This window comes from Staphylococcus sp. NWU MKU2 (genome assembly GCF_033283605.1).
Lineage (GTDB): Bacteria > Bacillota > Bacilli > Staphylococcales > Staphylococcaceae > Staphylococcus > Staphylococcus haemolyticus.
The window spans coordinates 114,132-135,031 of record NZ_JAVSMH010000002.1 but is presented as its reverse complement, the minus strand read 5'-3'; the positions used below and the strand labels follow the sequence as shown (position 1 = coordinate 135,031).

Annotated in this window: 13 protein-coding genes and 1 pseudogene; 3 read left to right on the top strand and 11 right to left on the bottom strand. The window is 32.0% G+C overall.

What is annotated here, in order from left to right:
• Nucleotides 1-63: 63 nt before the first annotated feature.
• From SBL15_RS04115 to tyrS, 3 genes and pseudogenes are all read right to left on the bottom strand, one after another.
• A pseudogene (locus SBL15_RS04115) lies at nucleotides 64-1,472 on the bottom strand (DHA2 family efflux MFS transporter permease subunit).
• A 119-nt stretch (nucleotides 1,473-1,591) separates the two neighbouring features.
• Nucleotides 1,592-2,062, bottom strand: a complete 471-nt coding sequence (locus SBL15_RS04110; RefSeq protein WP_053016751.1) for a MarR family transcriptional regulator — start codon at nucleotides 2,060-2,062, stop codon at nucleotides 1,592-1,594.
• 124 nt (nucleotides 2,063-2,186) lie between these two features.
• Nucleotides 2,187-3,449, bottom strand: a complete 1,263-nt coding sequence (gene tyrS, locus SBL15_RS04105) for a tyrosine--tRNA ligase (protein WP_011275493.1) — start codon at nucleotides 3,447-3,449, stop codon at nucleotides 2,187-2,189.
• Between the two features lie 384 nt (nucleotides 3,450-3,833).
• On the opposite strand from tyrS, the gene SBL15_RS04100 reads away from it, so the two are divergent.
• Nucleotides 3,834-4,748, top strand: coding sequence for a biosynthetic peptidoglycan transglycosylase (locus SBL15_RS04100; RefSeq protein WP_107611780.1), 915 nt, complete (start codon nucleotides 3,834-3,836; stop codon nucleotides 4,746-4,748).
• A gap of 139 nt (nucleotides 4,749-4,887) precedes the next feature.
• On the opposite strand, the gene SBL15_RS04095 is transcribed toward SBL15_RS04100, so the two are convergent.
• Both SBL15_RS04095 and acsA read right to left on the bottom strand, forming a co-directional pair.
• Nucleotides 4,888-6,555, bottom strand: a complete 1,668-nt coding sequence (locus SBL15_RS04095; protein WP_037536874.1) for a formate--tetrahydrofolate ligase — start codon at nucleotides 6,553-6,555, stop codon at nucleotides 4,888-4,890.
• A gap of 333 nt (nucleotides 6,556-6,888) precedes the next feature.
• A complete protein-coding gene (gene acsA, locus SBL15_RS04090) occupies nucleotides 6,889-8,598 on the bottom strand; it encodes an acetate--CoA ligase (protein WP_317955249.1) in 1,710 nt (569 codons plus the stop codon).
• Nucleotides 8,599-8,762: 164 nt separating this feature from the next.
• On the opposite strand from acsA, the gene SBL15_RS04085 reads away from it, so the two are divergent.
• Nucleotides 8,763-9,395 carry a GNAT family N-acetyltransferase gene (locus SBL15_RS04085; RefSeq protein WP_037536877.1) on the top strand — a complete coding sequence of 211 codons (633 nt, stop codon included), beginning with the start codon at nucleotides 8,763-8,765 and terminating at the stop codon, nucleotides 9,393-9,395.
• A 34-nt stretch (nucleotides 9,396-9,429) separates the two neighbouring features.
• Nucleotides 9,430-10,587, top strand: a complete 1,158-nt coding sequence (locus SBL15_RS04080; RefSeq protein WP_107613654.1) for an acetoin utilization protein AcuC — start codon at nucleotides 9,430-9,432, stop codon at nucleotides 10,585-10,587.
• Between the two features lie 145 nt (nucleotides 10,588-10,732).
• Here SBL15_RS04080 and ccpA read toward each other — a convergent pair whose 3' ends face one another.
• The 6 genes from ccpA to SBL15_RS04050 form a co-directional block, all read right to left on the bottom strand.
• Complete coding sequence (gene ccpA, locus SBL15_RS04075; protein WP_053016754.1) at nucleotides 10,733-11,725, bottom strand: catabolite control protein A; 993 nt, start codon at nucleotides 11,723-11,725, stop codon at nucleotides 10,733-10,735.
• Between the two features lie 320 nt (nucleotides 11,726-12,045).
• Nucleotides 12,046-13,137 carry a bifunctional 3-deoxy-7-phosphoheptulonate synthase/chorismate mutase gene (locus SBL15_RS04070; protein WP_107613656.1) on the bottom strand — a complete coding sequence of 364 codons (1,092 nt, stop codon included), beginning with the start codon at nucleotides 13,135-13,137 and terminating at the stop codon, nucleotides 12,046-12,048.
• Between the two features lie 282 nt (nucleotides 13,138-13,419).
• On the bottom strand, nucleotides 13,420-15,006 hold the full coding sequence (locus SBL15_RS04065; RefSeq protein WP_317955244.1) for a Maebl: 1,587 nt from the start codon (nucleotides 15,004-15,006) through the stop codon (nucleotides 13,420-13,422).
• A gap of 71 nt (nucleotides 15,007-15,077) precedes the next feature.
• Nucleotides 15,078-15,584 (bottom strand): DUF948 domain-containing protein, encoded by a 507-nt coding sequence (locus SBL15_RS04060; protein ID WP_011275484.1) that lies wholly within the window; start codon nucleotides 15,582-15,584, stop codon nucleotides 15,078-15,080.
• A gap of 81 nt (nucleotides 15,585-15,665) precedes the next feature.
• A complete protein-coding gene (murC, locus tag SBL15_RS04055) occupies nucleotides 15,666-16,979 on the bottom strand; it encodes a UDP-N-acetylmuramate--L-alanine ligase (protein ID WP_011275483.1) in 1,314 nt (437 codons plus the stop codon).
• 20 nt (nucleotides 16,980-16,999) lie between these two features.
• The gene (locus tag SBL15_RS04050) at nucleotides 17,000-20,893 is read right to left on the bottom strand and encodes a DNA translocase FtsK (protein ID WP_317955242.1); all 3,894 of its coding nucleotides are present in this window, start codon (nucleotides 20,891-20,893) and stop codon (nucleotides 17,000-17,002) included.
• Nucleotides 20,894-20,900: the final 7 nt, after the last annotated feature.

Genomic DNA, 20,900 nt, shown 5'->3' with positions numbered 1-20,900 from the left:
ACATAATACACAAATACGGCCAGTACATGATTATTCAAAATCAATTACTGGTCGTATTAATGCTTATATAGTCGCCTTTGACTTATAAGTAAGAAATAAAGCTGGAACAATGATTAAAATTAATGTAATGACTGATACTAAGAATCCAGCATGATAAGCGATAATATTGTGTGTCAAGGAATTACCTAATTGATTTAATACAACTGAAAGAATTGTTGCAATGAAAGCTGTTCCAAAACTTGAACCAATATTTTCAATCATATTAATTCCCACACCCGCTTCAGCTAATACGCTCTCTTTAATGCCCATATATGCATCAGTAGTTAAACCTAAATTAATGCCTCCAACACTACATCCTCTTAAAAATAAGATAATAGATAGAGCAATGATACTAGTATGATCTGTAATAAATAATAAAGGTATTGATCCAAACATCGAGATTATAACACTTATTAAAACCACCCATTTCGCTCCATACTGATCGATTAATTTCCCCAAGTATGGTCTTGTAATAAGCATTCCAATTCCCTGTGGTATAAGTGCTAGAGCTGCTTCAATAGGAGTGTAATGCTTAAATGTCTGAAAATATAACGGAATTATGACCATAGGTCCCATGATACCTATATTTGAGAGAAATAAGCCTATAAATGATGCTGTATAATTTCCCTTAGTAAAGAGTGATAATGGCAAAATGGTATTATCATGTTTAACTTTATTATGAATATAATACATAAGTATCATAATACAACCAATAATCAGAAGAAGAATAGTAGTTCTATTATAAAACTATGGTAATCACTTGCTTTTGTTAAGCCGTATATGGTTGATATGCTGATAAGACCTAGCAATATCATTCCTAAAATGTCAATAGACTTACTTTTATTAAAAGGGACAAAGTTCGGTAAATATTTTATTTGCAATAATATGGCGATGATTACGACTAAGACATTAATAAAGAACATCCAGCGCCAAGACACAATATGAATTACAAATCCACCAATGACTGGTCCCATGATAGGCCCGAATATCATAGGTGTACTTACGACAGCCATGACTTTCCCAATATGGTCTTGACCCGTTGTCTTAATCAATAGCGTGAACATTAACGTTGTAATTATGCCTGCAGACATTCCTTGAATAATTCTGAACACAATAAAACTCTCTACATTCCAACTAATACCAGCTAATACAGATGTAATTCCAAATAGAATTGATGCTCCGATAAATACATACTTACCATTAAATTGATTGACCAGCCATCCTGCTATTGGAATAACTAGCGCTAAAGCAAGGACATATCCTGTTATACCCCACTGAGTGATTTCAATAGTAGTATTAAATGCGTTGTTAAGTTGTTTGATAGCTATATTAATCATTGTCGAATTCAACATAGGTGCCATAGCCCCTAATGCTATTGCCCAAGCAGCTATCATAATTTCTCTCGAAACTTGACTATCATTTAATTTTGACATACGTTCCTCCTATATATTGTTTCCACGTCAACAAAATATACTCTCTTTTTGTTTCCTTGTCAACAATATATAACAAATAAACTCGCTTAACCTGTAAGCGAGTTTTTAAGTTTAATCTCTTATAATGATCGATGCTCTTGTTCGATTAGTTGATCCAAATGTTGATGATACCTATTAATGAAGGTCATCATATTATTAAATTCATCTTCTGTCATGCTGTCAAAAACACTTTGATCTCTATTTTGAAACGATTCATGTAATTCAGAGTGAATTTGATAAACACTTTCACCCTGTTCAGTTAACTTAAAATATATTTCTTTTTTATTGTCTTTACTTTTAAAACTTTCAATTAAACCTTTTTGCTGCAAACGTTTTGTTAATTTACTAATTGCACCTCTTGTCATAAATAGCTTATTCGCTAAATATTGTACATTGGGATTCTGATATTCTTTAATCGCTTCAACGCAATGAACTTCAGATGATTTGAACCCCTTAAGTGCTTGTTCCATTTTATCTTTATTTAGCCAACCTATTTTATTAAACAAATCTCTAAAGCTACTCATTAAAATTTCTTCTTTATTATTAGTCATTTCATCACTTCTTTTTAATCTTTATAACACATTTATTATACCCGTACTCTATTTATTTTTCATAAAAAGGGCAATGCGCAAAGTCTATAAGATTTCGCTACATTGCCAATAAAATTAAACCTTATTATTTATAGTTAACCATGAAATATTTTTTCTTACCACGACGAATGATTGTAAATTCATCATCTATTTTATCCTCATTGCTTAATTCATAGTCTACTGATTGTTGTCTTTCCCCATTAATATAAATAGCACCGTTATTAACATCCTCACGTGCTTGGCGTTTAGACGTCGCAATGCCTGTTTCAATTAAGACATCAATAATATTTGAAGTTTCAGTTGATAATTCAACTTGAGGAACATCTTTGAAACCTTCTTTTAATTCTTTGCCTGATAATGATTTTAAATCGCCGCTAAACAAAGCTTTAGAGATACGAATGGCATCATCTAATGCCTCTTTACCATGAATAAATTCTGTAACATTCTCCGCTAAGGCTTTTTGCGCTTCTCTTAAATGAGGTTCTTGATTTTTAGATTCTTCGAGACGATTAATTTCATCTTTATCTAAAAATGTAAAGTATTTCAAGAATTTAATGACATCATCATCTGATTGATTAATCCAAAATTGGTAAAATTCATAAGGGCTTGTTTTGTCAGCGTCTAACCATACAGCACCTGATTCTGATTTACCAAATTTCTTACCATCTGATTTCGTAACTAAAGGAATTGTTAAACCATATGCTTCAGTTTGTCCATACATACGTCGCATTAATTCAATACCACTAGTGATATTACCCCATTGATCTGAACCACCAACTTGTAATTTACAATTTAATTCACGGTTTAAATGACCAAAGTCGATAGCTTGAAGTATAGTATAAGTGAATTCAGTGTATGATATACCATTCTCTAGGCGAGATTGAATAGAATCTTTACCTAACATGTAGTTCACACCAACATGTTTACCATAGTCTCTTAGGAAACTAATTAGTGAGATTTGACTCAACCAATCTTTGTTATTAACTAAAATGGCACCTTTATCCGTACCAAATTCAAATAATTTATGCATTTGAGCACTAATACCCTCAACGTTAGCCTCTACTTGGTCTTCTGTTTGTAGTATACGTTCTTCAGATTTTCCGGATGGATCACCAATCATACCAGTTCCCCCACCAATTAGAACGATAGGACGATGACCATGTTCTTGGAAACGTCTTAGAGTCATAAAGGGAAGCAAATGACCAATATGCAGACTATCAGCAGTAGGGTCAGCACCACAATATAAAGAAATTTGTTCCTTATTTAATAATTCTTCTATGCTACTTTCATCTGTTTGTTGATAAATTAAACCTCTCCATTGTAACTCTTCAATTAAAGCGTTTGACATCAATATTCCTCCTAAACAAAGATTTTATTTTTAATATTTAGTGATCTATACTCTATTTATGAAAAATAAAAAAGCACCCATACATCGTTAAATGTAAGGGCGCTTGAGCACGTTACCACCATACTTAAATAGCATATTGCTATTCACTCTATCAATGATACGTTCATTAATAAACGTTGGACAATTCATAATGAGGTGTATTCATATAAGTGCAACTATTAGTTCACAGCTACCACTAACTCTCTGGAAATCACAAATATATTACTTGTCCTCTCATCCAAAATATATTGAATTGTAATTAATTATAAGTATTAAAAATATAAAAGTCAAATCAGTGATTATGGTATACTATATTTAAATTTCAGGAGGCTTAAGGTGAAAGAGATGTCAACCAACATTAATAGAGATACTAAATTTAATTCATTTGAAAAGTCCTACAAAAAAACGAAACATGCAATTGTAGGATTATTTAGTGTTGGGTTATTTATATGTTTAATAGAATTTATAGGTACAGTTATTTATTTCAATCATTTAACGCATGAATCGTCTAAAATAAGCGACCGTGAATTAAAACAGAAAGTCTTGCATTTTGCAGGTGACGATTTAATAAATCATGAAAATTCTGATGTCTTAAGTGAATATGATAAATCTGAGAACTCTCTAATAGTTGGTCCTAAACACGTCAATCCAAATGTCATTAAAGCCCTTACCTCTTCCGAGGATACTATGTTTTATAAACATAAAGGTATCCTTCCAAAAGCACTCGTACGAGCAATGATACAAGATGTATTTAATCTTGATCAAAGCACTGGTGGTAGTACAATTACTCAACAATTAGTCAAAAACCAAGTGCTATCAAGTAAAAAAACATATAGTCGAAAAGCAAATGAACTTATTTTAGCAATGCGTCTTGAAAATTTATTGTCAAAAAATGAAATCATCTATACATATTTAAATATTGTACCTTTCGGTAGAGATTATGAAGGTAACAATATTACAGGTATTGCGTCTGCGTCTTATAGTTTATTCGGTATTCCACCGAAAGATTTAAATATTGCACAGTCTGCTTACTTAATTGGTTTATTACAAAGCCCGTATATGTATACACCCTATGAAGAAAATGGTGAATTAAAAACTTATAAAGAAGTCAAAATCAGTGTTAATCGTCAACACTATGTATTAAAACGAATGCTTGTTGAAGGTGTAATCGATAAAGAGGAATACCGCCACGCTAAACGATATCATATCTATGACCATTTACTTACAAAACCGCAATTAACTAATAATCAATCTGCATAATTGATTAAATGTCTTATTTAATTAAATTCATATTTTGTTTCAAAAACAAATTCAAAAAAACTGCCGACAAGTTTTGCGCTTTGTCGGCAGTTTTCAATGTAACATAATAATACATTATGATAGTAGGTACTTCAGTCTACTAGAATAAGCCTACTGCATGGCCGTCTTCTGTAACGTCCATATTTAATGCAGCTGGTTTTTTAGGTAATCCAGGCATAGTCATGATTGCACCTGTTAATGCAACAATAAATCCTGCACCTGTTTTAGCCTCTAATTCTCTAATAGTAATATCAAAATCAGTTGGAGCACCTAAAGCAGTTGCATCATCACTGAATGAATATTGAGTTTTAGCCATACAGATTGGATATTGACCCCAACCATTGTCAGTAAATTCTTTTAGTTGTTTTTTAGCTTTTTTACTAAATGTAACTGAAGAACCACCATAGATTTCTTTTACGATTGTTTCAATTTTTTCTTCTAATGATTGATCTAAATCATATAAGAATTTGAAATCATTTGGTTGTTCAATAACTTCAAGTACTTGGTTAGCTAATTCAACGCCACCTTTACCGCCTTTTTCCCATACTTCAGTTAAAGCGATTCTAACGTTATTTTCTTTAGCCCAAGCTTTTACTGCTTCAGTTTCAGCATCTGTATCATGAATAAATGCATTTAATGCGATAACTGGTTCAACACCAAATTTACGGATGTTGTTAACATGACGTTCTAAGTTAACAATACCAGCTTTAACTGCTTCAACATTTTCTTCTTTTAAGTCATCTTTAGCTACGCCACCATGCATTTTAAGGGCACGAACTGTTGCAACTAAAACTACTGCTGAAGGTTCAAAGCCAGCTTCTCTAGCTTTAATGTCGATGAATTTTTCAGCACCAAGGTCTGAACCGAATCCTGCTTCTGTTACAACGATGTCTGCAAGATCACGTGCTGTTTCAGTAGCTAAAATTGAGTTACAACCATGTGCAATGTTAGCGAATGGTCCACCATGAACTAATGCAGGTGTACCTTCAATAGTTTGAACTAAGTTAGGTTTAATAGCATCTTTAAGAATCATTGCTAATGCGCCTTCAACTTTTAAGTCTGCAACTGTAACTGGTTTACGATCACGAGTGTAACCAATTGTAATACGGCTAATTTTTTCTTTTAAGTCATTAATATTACGAGCTAAACATAAGATTGCCATTACTTCTGAGGCAACTGTAATATTGAAACCATCTTCACGAGGTACACCGTTAGTAGGTCCACCTAAACCAACATTTACATGACGTAATGCACGGTCGTTCATGTCTAATACACGTTTCCATTCAACACGACGTACATCAATGCCTAATTCATTACCTTGATGGATGTGGTTATCGATAAATGCAGATAAAGCATTATTTGCAGTAGTAATTGCGTGGAAGTCACCGTTGAAGTGTAAGTTAATATCTTCCATTGGTAATACTTGAGCATAACCTCCACCAGTTGCCCCACCTTTAATACCAAATGTAGGTCCTAATGCTGGTTCACGTAAAGCTACCATTACATTTTTCTTTAATTCGTTGAACGCATCAGATAATCCAACAGTAACTGTAGATTTACCTTCACCTGCTGGTGTTGGACTCATTGCAGTTACTAAAACGACTTTCCCTTTGTTGTCTTTTGGTTTGATTTGATTGATATCAATCTTAGCTTTATAGTGACCATATTGTTCTAAAGCGTCTGCTGGGATTCCAGCTTTTTCAGCGATTTCTCCAATAGGTTTTAGTTCTGATTGATTAGCAATATCTAAATCTGATAAATGTGCCAACTTATTTCAACCCCTTGTTAATTATAATTTGATTTATGTAAGAATACCTCAAATCAGTTGCTTAAGGTTTCTTTTAATCTTACATATTAATAATAACTAACAATGTAAGCGATGTCGAATTTTTGAGAGCGTTTCCAATGATTTGTGTAAAATTTAACTTAATTTTATGATAAATCTGCTAATTTAAATAAATCTATTTTATAAATCTAAATATTTAAAGTAAAATTACATCATAGTATGATTTCAAAAACCTTTATTTCTACTTAGGTCAACTATAATCATTAAAAAAGCTAGGACCAATAATTGTCCTAGCTTACTTACACTTATTAAAGTTTAATCTTCCATCGTACTTAAATCACCTGCATCTAAATTAAGCTCCCAAGCTTTTAACACACGTCTCATAATTTTACCAGAACGTGTTTTAGGTAATTTATCTTTAAATTCTATTTCTCTTGGTGCTGCATGACCTGATAGTCCCTCTTTAACAAATTTACGAATATCTGCTTTTAACTCATCTGAAGGTTCATATCCTTGGCGTAATGAAATAAAGGCTTTGATAATTTCGCCTCTGACAGGATCTGGTTTACCGATAACACCCGCTTCAGCTACTGCTTCATGCTCAACTAATTTAGATTCTACTTCAAATGGACCTACACGCTCACCAGCAGTCATAATAACATCATCTACACGGCCTTGGAACCAGAAATAACCATCTTCATCTTGATATGCTGAATCACCTGAAACGTACCAATCTCCAATAAAGTAGGAATTATATTTTTCAGGGTTTTTCCAAATTGAATACATCATAGATGGCCAACCCTTTTTAATAGCTAAATTACCCATTCTGTTCGGTGGTAATACATTACCTGAGTCATCTATAATAGCAGCCTCTATTCCCGGTAATGGTTTACCCATAGAACCTAATTTAACGTCAACTGCAGGATAATTCACAATCATATGGCCCCCTGTTTCTGTCATCCACCATGTATCTAATACACGTTTATCATATACATCTTTAGACCATTTAATAACTTCAGGGTTAAGTGGCTCACCAACAGATAAAATTGATCGTAATGATGATAAATCATATTTTTCTACTACATCATCACCTGCGCTCATTAACATTCTTAATGCTGTAGGCGCAGTATACCAAATTGTTACTTTAAATGTTTCAATCATGCTATACCATTGTTCAGGAGAGAATCGACCACCCGCTATACAATTTGTAACACCATTTAACCACGGTGCAAACACACCATAAGATGTACCTGTAACCCAACCAGGATCAGCTGTACACCAGTAAATGTCGTCTTCTTTTAAATCTAATACATATTTACCTGAAATATAATGAAGTAACATTGCTATTTGAACGTGTAATACCCCTTTAGGTTGACCAGTAGAACCTGATGTGTAATGTAAGATTAAACCATCATCTTCTTTTAACCACTCAATATCAAATTCTTCACTTGCTTGTTTCAATTCTTTATTGAAATCAACATATTGTTCATCAACTTCATCATCAACAACTACGATTGTTTCTAAGTGAGGTAATTTATCCTTAGGAATTCTGCCTAGTAAACTATTTGTAGTAACAATGACTTTTGCTTCACTATTTTCTAATCTATCAGTTACTGCTTTTTCCATAAAAGCTTCAAATAGTGGACCAACGATAGCACCAATTTTTAGAATACCCAGAAAGGCAAAATATAGTTCAGGCGTTCTTGGCATAAAGATAAATACACGATCACCTTTTTGAACATTCGCTTTATCTACTAAAACGTTGGCAGCCTTATTTGATAGCACTTTTAATTCTTTAAAACTATATTGTTCTTTACGTTTTTCATCTCTATAATTAAGTGCAATTTTATCGCCTTTACCATTATCAACATGACGATCAATACACTCGTAAGCCATATTTATTTTTCCTGTTTCATTCCATGAGAAAGCTTTTTTCACTTCATCCCAATCAAAGTCCTGATATGTCTTTTCATAATCTTGTAAATTATAATTACCTTGCTCGCTTTCAAATACTTCTACTTTCATTGTAAACTCCCCCTTGTTTAATGAAATCGCTTTCTTTAAAAAGTATTATACATTAATTTTTGTGTTATTCAAAATTTTTAGATAATTATTACAATTTAATTTGTTTATTTCTCTAAATAAATATAAAATAACTATAATAGTAGTTCATATTGGGAGTGAGATGAATGAAACACATTAAAACAAACGTAACCAAGCACCTTACAATTAACAATAAGCATTTCACTATTGAAGGCCCTGTTTCATGCAATTATTTGAAAACGCTTTCTTTCGATGAGTCCTTAAATGCCTTTAGACCAGCAAAAGATCAATTTGACGCTTTGAAAGAAATTACGCAATTACCTGAAGGTCGTATTTATATTGCTCGAGAAAACAAACACGTCATAGGGTATGTAACATATCACTATCCCGATGAATTTGAAAGATGGGCTGAAGGACAGCTACCCTATTTAATTGAGTTAGGTGCTATAGAAGTGCATCGCGATTTTAGACAGTTTCATCTAGGTGGTGAGCTTATTTCATTAAGTCTTTCTCAAGATGAGTTTGAAGACTATATTGTTTTGACAACTGAGTATTATTGGCATTGGGATTTGAAATCAGCTAAATTAGATGTTTTTGAATATAAAAAAATGATGCAAAAATTAATGTCTAAAGGTGGATTAGAAGTATTTGCTACTGATGATCCAGAAATTACGAGTCATCCAGCTAATTGTTTAATGGCGAGAATTGGAAACAGAATTACATTAGACCAGCAACAGTCTTTTGATGATTTACGTTATAAGAATCGATTTTTATTTTAAGATTTCTGTTAAAAATTTAAGGGGTATGATATTTATGCAAAATAATTTAAGAACGGGTTATGTCTATTCAGATGAACTATTAAAATATCGTTTTAACGATAATCACCCTTTTAATCAAATGCGATTAAAATTAACTACAGAATTACTCCAAATGATGAAAATGTTGAAGGATGATCAAATCATTACTCCTAGAATAGCCACTGAAGAGGAATTGGCTTTAATTCATAAATATGATTATATACAAGCAATTAAACATGCGTCTCATGGAATTTTAAGTCCATCGGAGGCTAATAAATATGGATTAAATACAGATGATACATTCCAATTTCGACATATGCACAGACATAGTGCAAGGATAGTTGGCGGTGCACTTAATTTGGCAGATGAAATAATGAATGAAAATATATTAAATGGTTGTCACTTAGGTGGCGGATTACATCATAGTTTACCCGGACGTGCCAATGGATTTTGCATTTATAATGATGTTGCCATTACAGCAAAATATCTTGCTACTAAATATAATCAGCGTGTAATGGTCATTGATACAGATGCGCATCACGGTGATGGGACTCAATGGAGCCTTTATACTGATAATACAATCATGTGTTATTCCATCCATGAAACAGGGAAATTTTTATTTCCAGGTTCAGGACATTACACTGAACGCGGCGAAGATTTGGGTTATGGTTATACAGTAAATTTACCGTTAGAACCTTATACTGAACATGATAATTATTTAAAAGTCTTTGAAGAATCCGTGACAAGTGTTATTGAGGCTTATAAACCTGATATCCTACTTAGTGTGCATGGTGTGGATATTCATTACTTAGATCCTTTAACACATATGAGTTGTTCATTAGAAACTTTATACGAAATTCCGTATATAATTAATAAATTAGCGAACAAATATACAGATGGAAAAGTTTTAATGTTTGGTGGTGGAGGTTATAATATTTGGCAAGTAGTCCCAAGAGCGTGGAGTCATATATTTTTAGCATTAATTAATAAACCTATTCAAGAAGGACCTTTACCAGAACAATGGATTAAAAAATGGCGTGCGTACTCACCAGTAAACCTACCTAAACATTGGACAGAAGATTATCGCGACTATCAAACAATACCCAGAACATATGAAATCTCACAGAAAAACAACGAACGAGCAAGTAGAATCGTTCATTGGTATACACACTAAGGGAGCGGTATGATGATTTAATTTGAAAATCATCGTACCGCTCCCTTAAAACAACTATAACTGGAGAGTTTTAACATAACTTCTACATTTGTCAGTTGGTATGTGTTGAAATTGTAACTATTAATAATAAATTATTTTTTTACTACTAGTCTTTGGTTGTACCTCTATACTCAATACGGTGAGGTAAAATAACATTAGGTTCTTCAATTTCTTCTTCGTTCATATATTTTGTTAATAAACGCATGCCTACAGCACCGATATCATATAATGGTTGAATAACACTAGATAGTTTTGGTCTTACCATCTCTACTAATCGTGTATTGTTGAAACTAACAATTTGTAAATCTTCTGGTACTCTAATACCAGCATCTAATGCACTATGCATAATACCTATTGCCTGTTCATCACTTATTGATAAAATAGCATCAGGTAAATTCTCTTTTAAATCCTCGAATACTTTAATACCGTCTTTATAACTTTCAGATCCAGAGAATTGCACAGTTTCATTTAATTTTAATTGATGACGATCCACTACTTCTTTAAGACCATTGAATACATCTTCTTGAGCTTTTTTAGAGTAATCACCGCTTACTAATGCAAATTCTTTAGCACCTGATTGAATTAGCTGCTCAGTAATTTCCATGGCTGCAGTTTTGAAATCGATATTAACAGAAGCGATATTGTCATCTTTTCCATTCGTACCTGATACGACGACTGGAACAGATGATTGATTAATTAAATCTTTAATTTCATCAGAAATCGTTCCACCTAAAAAGATAATACCATCCACTTGTTTACTTAATAAATTATTAAATATTTCTTTTTCTTTTTCAGAATCATTATCTGAGTTAGAAATTATAGAATGATATTTATACATTGTTGCTATATCTTCAATACCACGAGCTAATTGAGAATAATAGATATTGGATATATCAGGAATGATAACGCCTACTGTTGTTGTTCGTTTACTAGCTAGTCCTCTTGCAACAGCGTTTGGTCGATAATTTAATCTTTTGATTACTTCATTAACTTTTTTTCTAGTTTCAGGTTTAACATTTTGATTACCATTCACTACTCGTGAAACGGTTGCCATAGATACTCGGGCCTCTCTAGCAACATCATATATAGTTACTGTCATAATTTCCTCCTTGTAAGCGTTTTATTTATTATTATAACGTGTTTTCATTTCATTTTCAAAGTTTACCACAAAATCGCTTTCATTCAAACCTATTGTTAATAATTTCACATTTATGTCAAATTTTATATTATTTTTATTACAAAAGAGTGATTTGCCATATTATTAAATAAAAATGAAATCATTGATTAATAAATAGAATAGCTAAAGTTTGACAATTTAAAGAGCTATTCATTATTACCAGAATTAGTATTATAAAACATACTTATAATTCAGTAAAACGAATAGCTCATGTATTTCAATTATCTAATTAGGTGAACTTATTATTTTAATTTTTTTGAATTATATAATTCAGCTAATGGTTTCAATTCATTGTAAAATTGATCAAATTCATTTAAATCCATTTGTTGACCACTATCACTTAGTGCGACAGATGGGTCTGGATGAACTTCTGCCATTACACCATCTGCACCAACAGCTAAAGCAGCTTTTGCAGTTGGTAACATAATATCTTTGCGTCCTGTGCTATGCGTTACATCTACCATTACAGGTAAATGCGTTCCTTGTTTTAAAATTGGAACAGCAGATATATCTAGAGTATTACGTGTTGCTTTTTCATAAGTACGGATACCACGTTCACACAGGATAATATTTTTATTTCCTTGTGAAGCAATATATTCGGCTGCAAAGGTAAATTCCTCAATAGTCGCAGACAATCCTCTTTTTAATAGGATAGGTTTATTAGTTCTGCCAGCTTCTTTCAGTAATTCAAAGTTTTGCATGTTACGCGCGCCAATTTGAAATACATCTAGGTATTCATTAGCAACTTCAAAATCAGCAGGATTTACAATTTCACTAACAACATTAAGACCGAATTTATCTTTAACATTTTTCAAAATTTTAAGGCCTTCAACGCCTAAACCTTGGAAGTCATAAGGTGATGTACGTGGTTTAAATGCGCCACCTCGAATAAATTTCTCTCCCCTAGCTTGCAAATCTTTTGCGACTGCATCTACCTGTTCTTGAGATTCTACAGAACAAGGTCCAAATACAAATGATTTATTCCCATCGCCAATAATGCCACCGTTGTTAAATTTAACAATTGTATCTTCAGGTTTTAATTTACGTGATACATAAAGATGTTTTTCATTCTCAGATTTTTGCAAGTCAGTTGACGCTTTGAAGATTTCTTTGAATAATTGCTTAATAACATTATCATTAAAAGGTCCTTGGTTACGATCCATTAATTCATTAATCATTTCCTTTTCGCGCTGTGGATCATAAACTTTTGTGCCTTGTTTTATTTTTTCTTCACCAATCTTTTGAGCTAACTCACCACGTTTAGATAATAATTCTAAAATTTGATTATTAATCGAAACAATTTCTTCTCTGTATTGTTCTAATTTCGTTGACATTACTACTCACCTCAATAAAAGTTACTTAATCAATTATATTACTTTAAAGCGATAAAATAATATTAGATAGATAATATTCTAACAATTTAAAAATAATAGTTCAACCTTAGAAGTCAAAAAATTTTCTAAAATTTATGAATTGTCTAATTATTATTGTGAAATGTTTAATTAATCGTTTTTGATATAAAAAATGGAGCGAATCAAAAATCTAATATATATAGATTTCTGAATCCACTCCATTTAGTGAATGAATATTAACTTAATTAATAAGTTAAAGTTTCATTAATCATTAAAAGTACGTTTATCTATTTTACTTTTAGCTTTTTCAGCTCTTTGTTGTTGTTTAGGTGTTTTATTTTTAGCTTTTGGTTCATTTTGTGATTGCTTACTATTCCCTGTTGATTTTTCATTGTTTGATTTTGTATCGTGTGTGATAACACCATTTTCAAATTTAGAAGTTGCGTGAGCTTGATGTTTTTTAACTTGGTCTTCATCTTTGTTAAAGGTATTATCATTTTTTGTTACTAAATTAGGTACAGTTTTATTACCAATTGATTTAGCAACAGAAGGCTCTTCTAATAAATTTTTTGTTTTATTGGCTACGTTTGAGTCATTATCTAATTTACTTTTTTTTGTTTTAGCAGCTGATGCTAGATTTTTCGCAGTAACATTTTTATAATGGCTTGCATCATCCTTAATTGAAGGATCTGATAAATTATTATTTGATGATTCAACTTTTACTGCATTTTGTTGTGCTGTTAATTCAGTTGCACTAACCTCTTTAGGTTCATTTTCTTCTTCTTTCTCTGTTTCAGCTTTAGCTTCTTGTATTTCTTGCGCTTGTGGTGACTTGTCTGATAAATCATCTGACGTTTCAGCTTTAATTGCGTTTTGTTGAGCTACAATTTCTTCAGCACTATTATCTTCATTATTTCTTAAATTTTGAATTTCATCAGCTTTAGCTTCTTGTATTTCTTGTGCTTGTGGTGATTGGTCTGATAAATCATCTGACGTTTCAGCTTTGATTGCATTTTGTTGTGCAGCTAATTCTGTAGCACTATTTTCTTTCGATTTTGAATCTTTTTTAGCTTCAGCTTTAGCTTCTTGTATTTCTTGCGCTTGTGATGATTGATCTGCTAAATTATTCGACGTTTCAACTTTGATTGCATTTTGTTGAGCTACAAGTTCATCAGTGCTAACTTCTGAATTGTCTCTGTTTTTAAAGTCATCAATTTTTTGTTTAACATTTTCGATGTTACTTTCAGTTTGTTGCTTAATATTTTGGTAACGATTTCTCAATTCTTTTTCTTTAGCCTTCGCACCATCAATTTTTTCTTCAGCTTTATTTTTATAAAATAAACCTACAGCTGAACCGATTAAAGCACCTGTAATAAAACTAATTACAAAGTCCTTACGTGAAGGATGAGAACTGAACTTGTTGTGACTATATTGAGAATTTGAAACATCATAATTATTAGAATTTTGATTTTCACCTTGACCGTGTAAATCTTTACCAGTGTTGTTAGTCACAAACTCGTCTCTATTATAATGTTCTGTATTTAAACCCTGTCTAGATTTACCATTTTTTTGGTTTGGTCCATTATCATGTAAATCATGACCAAAATTATTTTTTTCAAATTCATCTCTATTGTAATGTTTTGTCGCATTTGATTGTGCTGCACTATCTTGTTGATTAGCACCTTGTCCATGCAAATCACTACCTGTATTAGATGTTACGAATGAATCTCTGTCATAATGCTTTGTTGCATTTGATTGTGCTGCACTATCTTGTTGATTAGCACCTTTTCCGTGTAAATCATTACCAGAATTTGTAGTTTCAAATGCGTCACGATTATATTTCTTGCTCATATTAACTCCTCCTATAAGAAAAGCACTTAAATAAGTAAAAACCTCATTTAAGTGCATTTGATTGAATCATATTAAAAGTTTTTCTCAACGTTAGTAGTGTAATTTTCGTTAGAATGATTTGCATCATTACCTACAGATGTGTTTCTGTAGTTTGCACTTCCTCTACGGTAGTGTCTATTTTGCCATTTGTCAGCAATTTCCATTGCAACATTTGACCATTGAACTACTTGAGAAATTTTATCTTCATTTTGAGAAATATTATGTGTAATTGAGTTAGTTACACGATCAACTGAACCATTTAAGTTTTGTACTGAATCACCGATGCCTTTAACACCATCGACAACAGAGTTTAAACGTTCAACTTTTCCTTGAATATCTTCAGTTAAGCGATTAGCTTTGTGAAGTAAATCAGTTGTTTCACGAGTAATACCTTGAACTTGGCCTTCAACACCATCAAGTGTTTTAGCAACGTGATCTAAATTCTTTTTAACTGAAATTAAAACAACAACGATTCCAATACATAATACTAAGAATGCAATCGCAGCGATAATTCCAGCAATTGGTAAAATCCAATCCATTAAAAACGCCTCCTAATTACCATTTACTTTTAAATAAAAGCTATTAATTATAAATACCCAACATAATTATATATAAACATATTAAAATTCATTTGTCATGCCGACATGTTCTTCATATGCACGTTGTAACTTTTGAATGTCACCAGCACCCATGAATAAGATGACTGCATTATCAAATTGATCTAATACGTCAATATTATTTTCTTCGATAAGCGCAGATCCGTCAATACGATTTATCAAATCTTGAATCGTTAAATCGCCAGTATTTTCACGAATGGAACCAAATATTTCACATAAATAAACATGGTCCGCTTTACTTAATGATGTTGCAAATTCGTCTAAGAAGGCTTGTGTTCTTGAGAAAGTATGTGGTTGGAAAACTGCCACAATATCTTTATTTGGATATTTTTTACGTGCTGTTTCAATTGTAGCACTAATTTCTCTAGGATGGTGAGCATAATCGTCTACTAATACTTGATTAGCAACATTTGTTTCATTAAAGCGACGTTTTACACCACCAAATGTTTCTAATGCCTCTTTAATGTTGTTAACGTCCATCTTTTCTAGGTAACTAATTGCGATAACAGCTAATGCATTTTGGATATTATGATCACCGTACTGAGGTGATAAAAATTGATCATAATATTCACCATTAACATAAACATCAAATTGAGTGCCTTTATCCGTGATTTGAATGTTATCTGCGTAAATATCATCATTTTTATTTAAACCATAGTAATAAATTGGAACATCAGCTTTAAGTTGTCTTAGATGGTCGTCGTCACCCCAAGCAATAATTGCTTTTTTGACATTGTGCGCCATGCTTTGGAAAGCACTTGCTACATCATCAATATCTTTGAAGTAATCAGGATGATCAAAGTCAATATTTGTCATAATTGCATAATCTGGATGATAACTTAGGAAATGTCGACGATATTCACATGCTTCAAATGCAAAATAATCGCTCGCAGGTAATCCCATACCAGTTCCATCACCAATCAAGAATGATGTTTTTTTATCACCATTCATAACATGTGATAGTAAACCAGTTGTTGACGTTTTTCCGTGAGCACCTGTAACTGCAACAGATGTATATTGATCAATTACGTGACCTAAGAAGTCATGATAGCGAATAACATCTAATTTTAAATCATGCGCTTTAACAATTTCTTCGTGTGTATCTGGAAACGCATTACCTTGTATTACTACCATCCCTTCTTTAATATTATCTGCATTGAATGGTAGTATTTTAATTCCTTTATTTTTCAATGCTACTTCTGTAAATACATATTTTTCAATATCAGACCCTTGCACTTCATGACCAAGATCATGCATGATCTGTGCTAACGAACTCATTCCAGCGCCTTTAATACCAACAAAATGATAATGCGTCATATACATAAAACTCCTTTAAATTAATCTTTCTTTAAGTCTGCTTCAGTTATAAATACATCTCTAGGTTTAGAACCGTTTGCACCTGAAATATAATCTAATTGTTCAAGTTGATCTACAATTCGAGCTGCACGGTTATAACCAATTTGGAAATGTCTTTGAATTAATGAAGTAGATATATGTCCTTCTTTAACCATAAATTCACACACATCATCAAATAATTCATCTTGAGCTTGTGTTTGATTCTTTTTTAGTAATTCCTTTTCTTCGAATAAATAGTCAGGTTCTCTTTGATCTTTAATGAAATCAACTACATCATCAATCTCATCATCCGAAACAAAAGTACCTTGGACACGAATTGGTTTATTCATTCCGCTACCTAAATAAAGCATATCCCCATATCCTAACAAGCGTTCTGCACCGCCACTATCTATAATCGTTCTTGAGTCAACGCTTGAAGATACCATAAATGCAATACGTGTAGGTATGTTAGCTTTTATTAAACCAGTAATTACATTCACAGAAGGTCGTTGTGTTGCAACTAACATGTGTATACCGCATGCACGAGCCTTTTGAGCTATTCGAGCAATTGATTGTTCTACTTCTTGAGGTGCCATCATCATTAAATCAGCTAACTCATCAATAACAATAACAATTTTTGGCATTCTTTGCTCATATGGTGCTTTTTTATTGAAAGCAGTAATATTTCTTACGTGGAATTGCGCAAATAATTTGTAACGTTTTTCCATTTCATCTACTGCCCATTTTAAACTTTGTGTAGCTGCCTTTACATCAGTAATAACTGGTGAAACTAAATGTGGTAAATCGTTATATGGTGCAAGTTCTACCATTTTAGGGTCAATAAGTAATAATCTTAATTCTTCAGGATGATTTTTATAAAGTAATGACATTAAAATACTATTGATACACACAGATTTACCTGAACCAGTCGCCCCTGCAATTAATGCGTGAGGTGTTTTAGCTATGTCCATCAATAATGGCTCATTATTGATTCGATTACCCATTGCTACTGTTAATTTAGACTCGGCATTTTTAAATTTAGGGCTCTCTAAAATAGATTTTAAATTGACTTTCGTAGGATTTAAATTCGGTACTTCAATACCAACTAAACTTGTTCCAGGAATTGGTGCTTCAATTCGAATATCTTTAGCAGCTAGAGCCATTTTAATATCATCTTGTAAAGCTGTAATTCTTGAAACTTTGACACCTTTTTCTACCGCCAATTCAAAACGAGTCACACTTGGTCCTTCTGTAACATTTTGAACTTCAGCAGGTACATTAAAATAATAAAAAGCGTCATTTAATTCTTGTTTTTTCTCTTCAATCCATGATTCATCTATTTCATGTTCTTCATGATCTTCTAATAAATCAAGGCTTGGTAGCTTAATATTAGGTCCTCTTCTTATTAGAGCCTTATGATTAGCGTCATTTCCATCTTTATGATTCTTTGTTGAAGAATCTTCGGAATAACCCTCTTTAGAAACAAACTCATTAATATCTAGTTTATTATCATATTGATTATTTGAATTTTGAACTTTACTAAATTGATTACCTATAGGTATTTCATTGTTTTGACTATTATCATCATCTTGATGTTCATTTTCTCTTGTGTTTTCGTCATTAATAATATTGTCTTTTTCAACTGAATGTTCGGAACTTTCATTGTATTCAAGAGATGCCACATTAAAATCAGATGATTCGTCAGAATTTAATTGTGTCTCATTTAAATGATTGTCGAATTCTGCATTCATTTCCTCATCTTGTGCTTCTTTTTTTGTTTCAGGTTTTAATTCAGGCACATTAACTTTGTTTCTTGAAACTGAATTTTTTTTAGCATCCATTATACGCTTCTTATCAGAAGGTGTCATTACAACATTAAATGGTTTACTACCTGGCTTGATTGACATTTTTTGAGGTGCTTTATTAGTTTTATTAAATGATTGTTCAGGTTTGTTATCTTCACTTAAACTATCTTTTTCAAGATGTTCTGAATCATCTGTTGTATTAGACGTAAATAATACATCTTCGTTATTATAAGACTCGTTTTGTATATCTTCTGTATGTGATAACTTTTGATCTTCTTTATTCGTATCTTGTGCCAATCTTTCATCATTTTCCTCGTCTTCATTAGTTGCGTATTCTATATCTGAAGAAACAGCATTACGAACAGCGTTATTGATATTATTTTCAGATGAATTTTGTTGATCTTCAGAGTTATTCACTTCTTCATTAAATGATAAATCATTCACTTTATCTTGCATAAGTGATTCTGATTCATTAATCTCTCTATAATTAGCATCGTCTATTTTTTCATCATTGTAATCAGCAGTTGTTTTATTACTAATACCTTCATTTTCACCATCATCCATGACTTGATCGTGTAAATCATCATCATGAAGCATATCTTCATGACTATTGGTGTCCTCTAAGTATTCATCAAATTTTTCATTTGAATAACTTTCCACTTTATTATTGTTAATTTTTGATGATTGATCTTCTGATACATTTTTAACTTGTACATCATCCTGACTAACTTGTTGGACGCTAGAAACTTTATTTAAATCAATTTCTTCATAATTGTATGGTTCATGAGATCCATTTGTAACTTCTGTTTGATTATCAACTTTATCACTATTTGTTTGTTCATCATTTTGATATTGAACTAGCCCATTATGCTCATCAGCTAATGATTTGTCCTTACTATAATAACTATGCTTGCTTTCATCGATTTCATCTTCATTCGATTTGTTGCTTACATTGTCACCTTGATTAAGTGAACTTTCACCAGTATATTGTTCTGCTTGCTTAGCATACATTTCATCGATTGCTCTTTGTATACTATCCTCTTCATCAGTTTGTTGTCGTTTATTTTGTAAGGCTTCTTTAAATTTACGCTTTTGTTGAACTTTACGCTCTCTTTCTTTTCTAATTTCCTCTACAATCTGAGATGCATAAATATTTTCAATATTCACCGTGTTATCACGTTTTGAATAATTTGGAGTACGCTCATTATTATTAGAGGTATTAGAACTTGATTCTATAGTTGATTCATTTTCATTGTTATTTGATGAATCTAATTGTGAGGAACGTTTAGTATCTTCCTTATTTGAAATGCCAGCTATACCATGATTACTTTCATGGGGAACATGTTCAACTGTGCTTGAACTATATTTTGTTGTAGACTCTTTTGAATCTTCATCATCTTTAACAGGTGGTATTACACCGTTTTCGATGGGTCTACGCTTTTTAGTTCCAAAAATAGCAGATGGTACTTCCGATGTTTTAAAACTTGAACGGTGATATGTAGGTTCAGAACTTAAATGATAATTTGATTTAAATCTCTCTGATTGTAACTTAACTCTAGATTGGTGATTAGAATTAGCTTTTGAATAATTTGAAACATTGGTACTAGAGTAATTGTTTTGATGTTTGTTAAAGCGTTGTGACTCACGTGTATCAGTATATTTATTTGATGACTTAGGACTTCTTGATTTAATAGAAGGTATACCAGTATCATCTTGATTTATATGATTTCTTCTACGTCGTCTTCTTGAATCTTCTGAACTATCATACTTAGCATAATTATTAGATTGATTTGTATGACCATCGTAATCAAATGAATCATATGAACTATGGTCATTACTAGAATGTGGTCTATAACTATCAATATCATCATTACTGTCACGATAAATTGCTTCTTCATAATTCTCGTCTTGACCCACATCGATAGGGAAACGAAACTTACCTCTTGGACGATCATATATATCGTTGTTTTCAGGAAGTAATGAATCATCTTTATTTTGAGTTAGATCGCCATTGCGACGTTTACTTTTGCGTCTGAGCAATTCTTCATCAGAATTCTCTTTATTACTAAATAAATCATCAAACCAACTCATATATTCA

Coding starts and splice junctions, on each gene's coding strand:
- SBL15_RS04110 (WP_053016751.1), bottom strand. CDS start 2,062: ATGACTAATAATAAAGAAGAAATTTTAATGAGTAGCTTTAGAGATTTG.
- tyrS (WP_011275493.1), bottom strand. CDS start 3,449: ATGTCAAACGCTTTAATTGAAGAGTTACAATGGAGAGGTTTAATTTAT.
- SBL15_RS04100 (WP_107611780.1), top strand. CDS start 3,834: ATGTCAACCAACATTAATAGAGATACTAAATTTAATTCATTTGAAAAG.
- acsA (WP_317955249.1), bottom strand. CDS start 8,598: ATGAAAGTAGAAGTATTTGAAAGCGAGCAAGGTAATTATAATTTACAA.
- SBL15_RS04085 (WP_037536877.1), top strand. CDS start 8,763: ATGAAACACATTAAAACAAACGTAACCAAGCACCTTACAATTAACAAT.
- SBL15_RS04080 (WP_107613654.1), top strand. CDS start 9,430: ATGCAAAATAATTTAAGAACGGGTTATGTCTATTCAGATGAACTATTA.
- ccpA (WP_053016754.1), bottom strand. CDS start 11,725: ATGACAGTAACTATATATGATGTTGCTAGAGAGGCCCGAGTATCTATG.
- SBL15_RS04070 (WP_107613656.1), bottom strand. CDS start 13,137: ATGTCAACGAAATTAGAACAATACAGAGAAGAAATTGTTTCGATTAAT.
- SBL15_RS04065 (WP_317955244.1), bottom strand. CDS start 15,006: ATGAGCAAGAAATATAATCGTGACGCATTTGAAACTACAAATTCTGGT.
- SBL15_RS04060 (WP_011275484.1), bottom strand. CDS start 15,584: ATGGATTGGATTTTACCAATTGCTGGAATTATCGCTGCGATTGCATTC.
- murC (WP_011275483.1), bottom strand. CDS start 16,979: ATGACGCATTATCATTTTGTTGGTATTAAAGGCGCTGGAATGAGTTCG.
- SBL15_RS04050 (WP_317955242.1), bottom strand. CDS start 20,893: ATGAGTTGGTTTGATGATTTATTTAGTAATAAAGAGAATTCTGATGAA.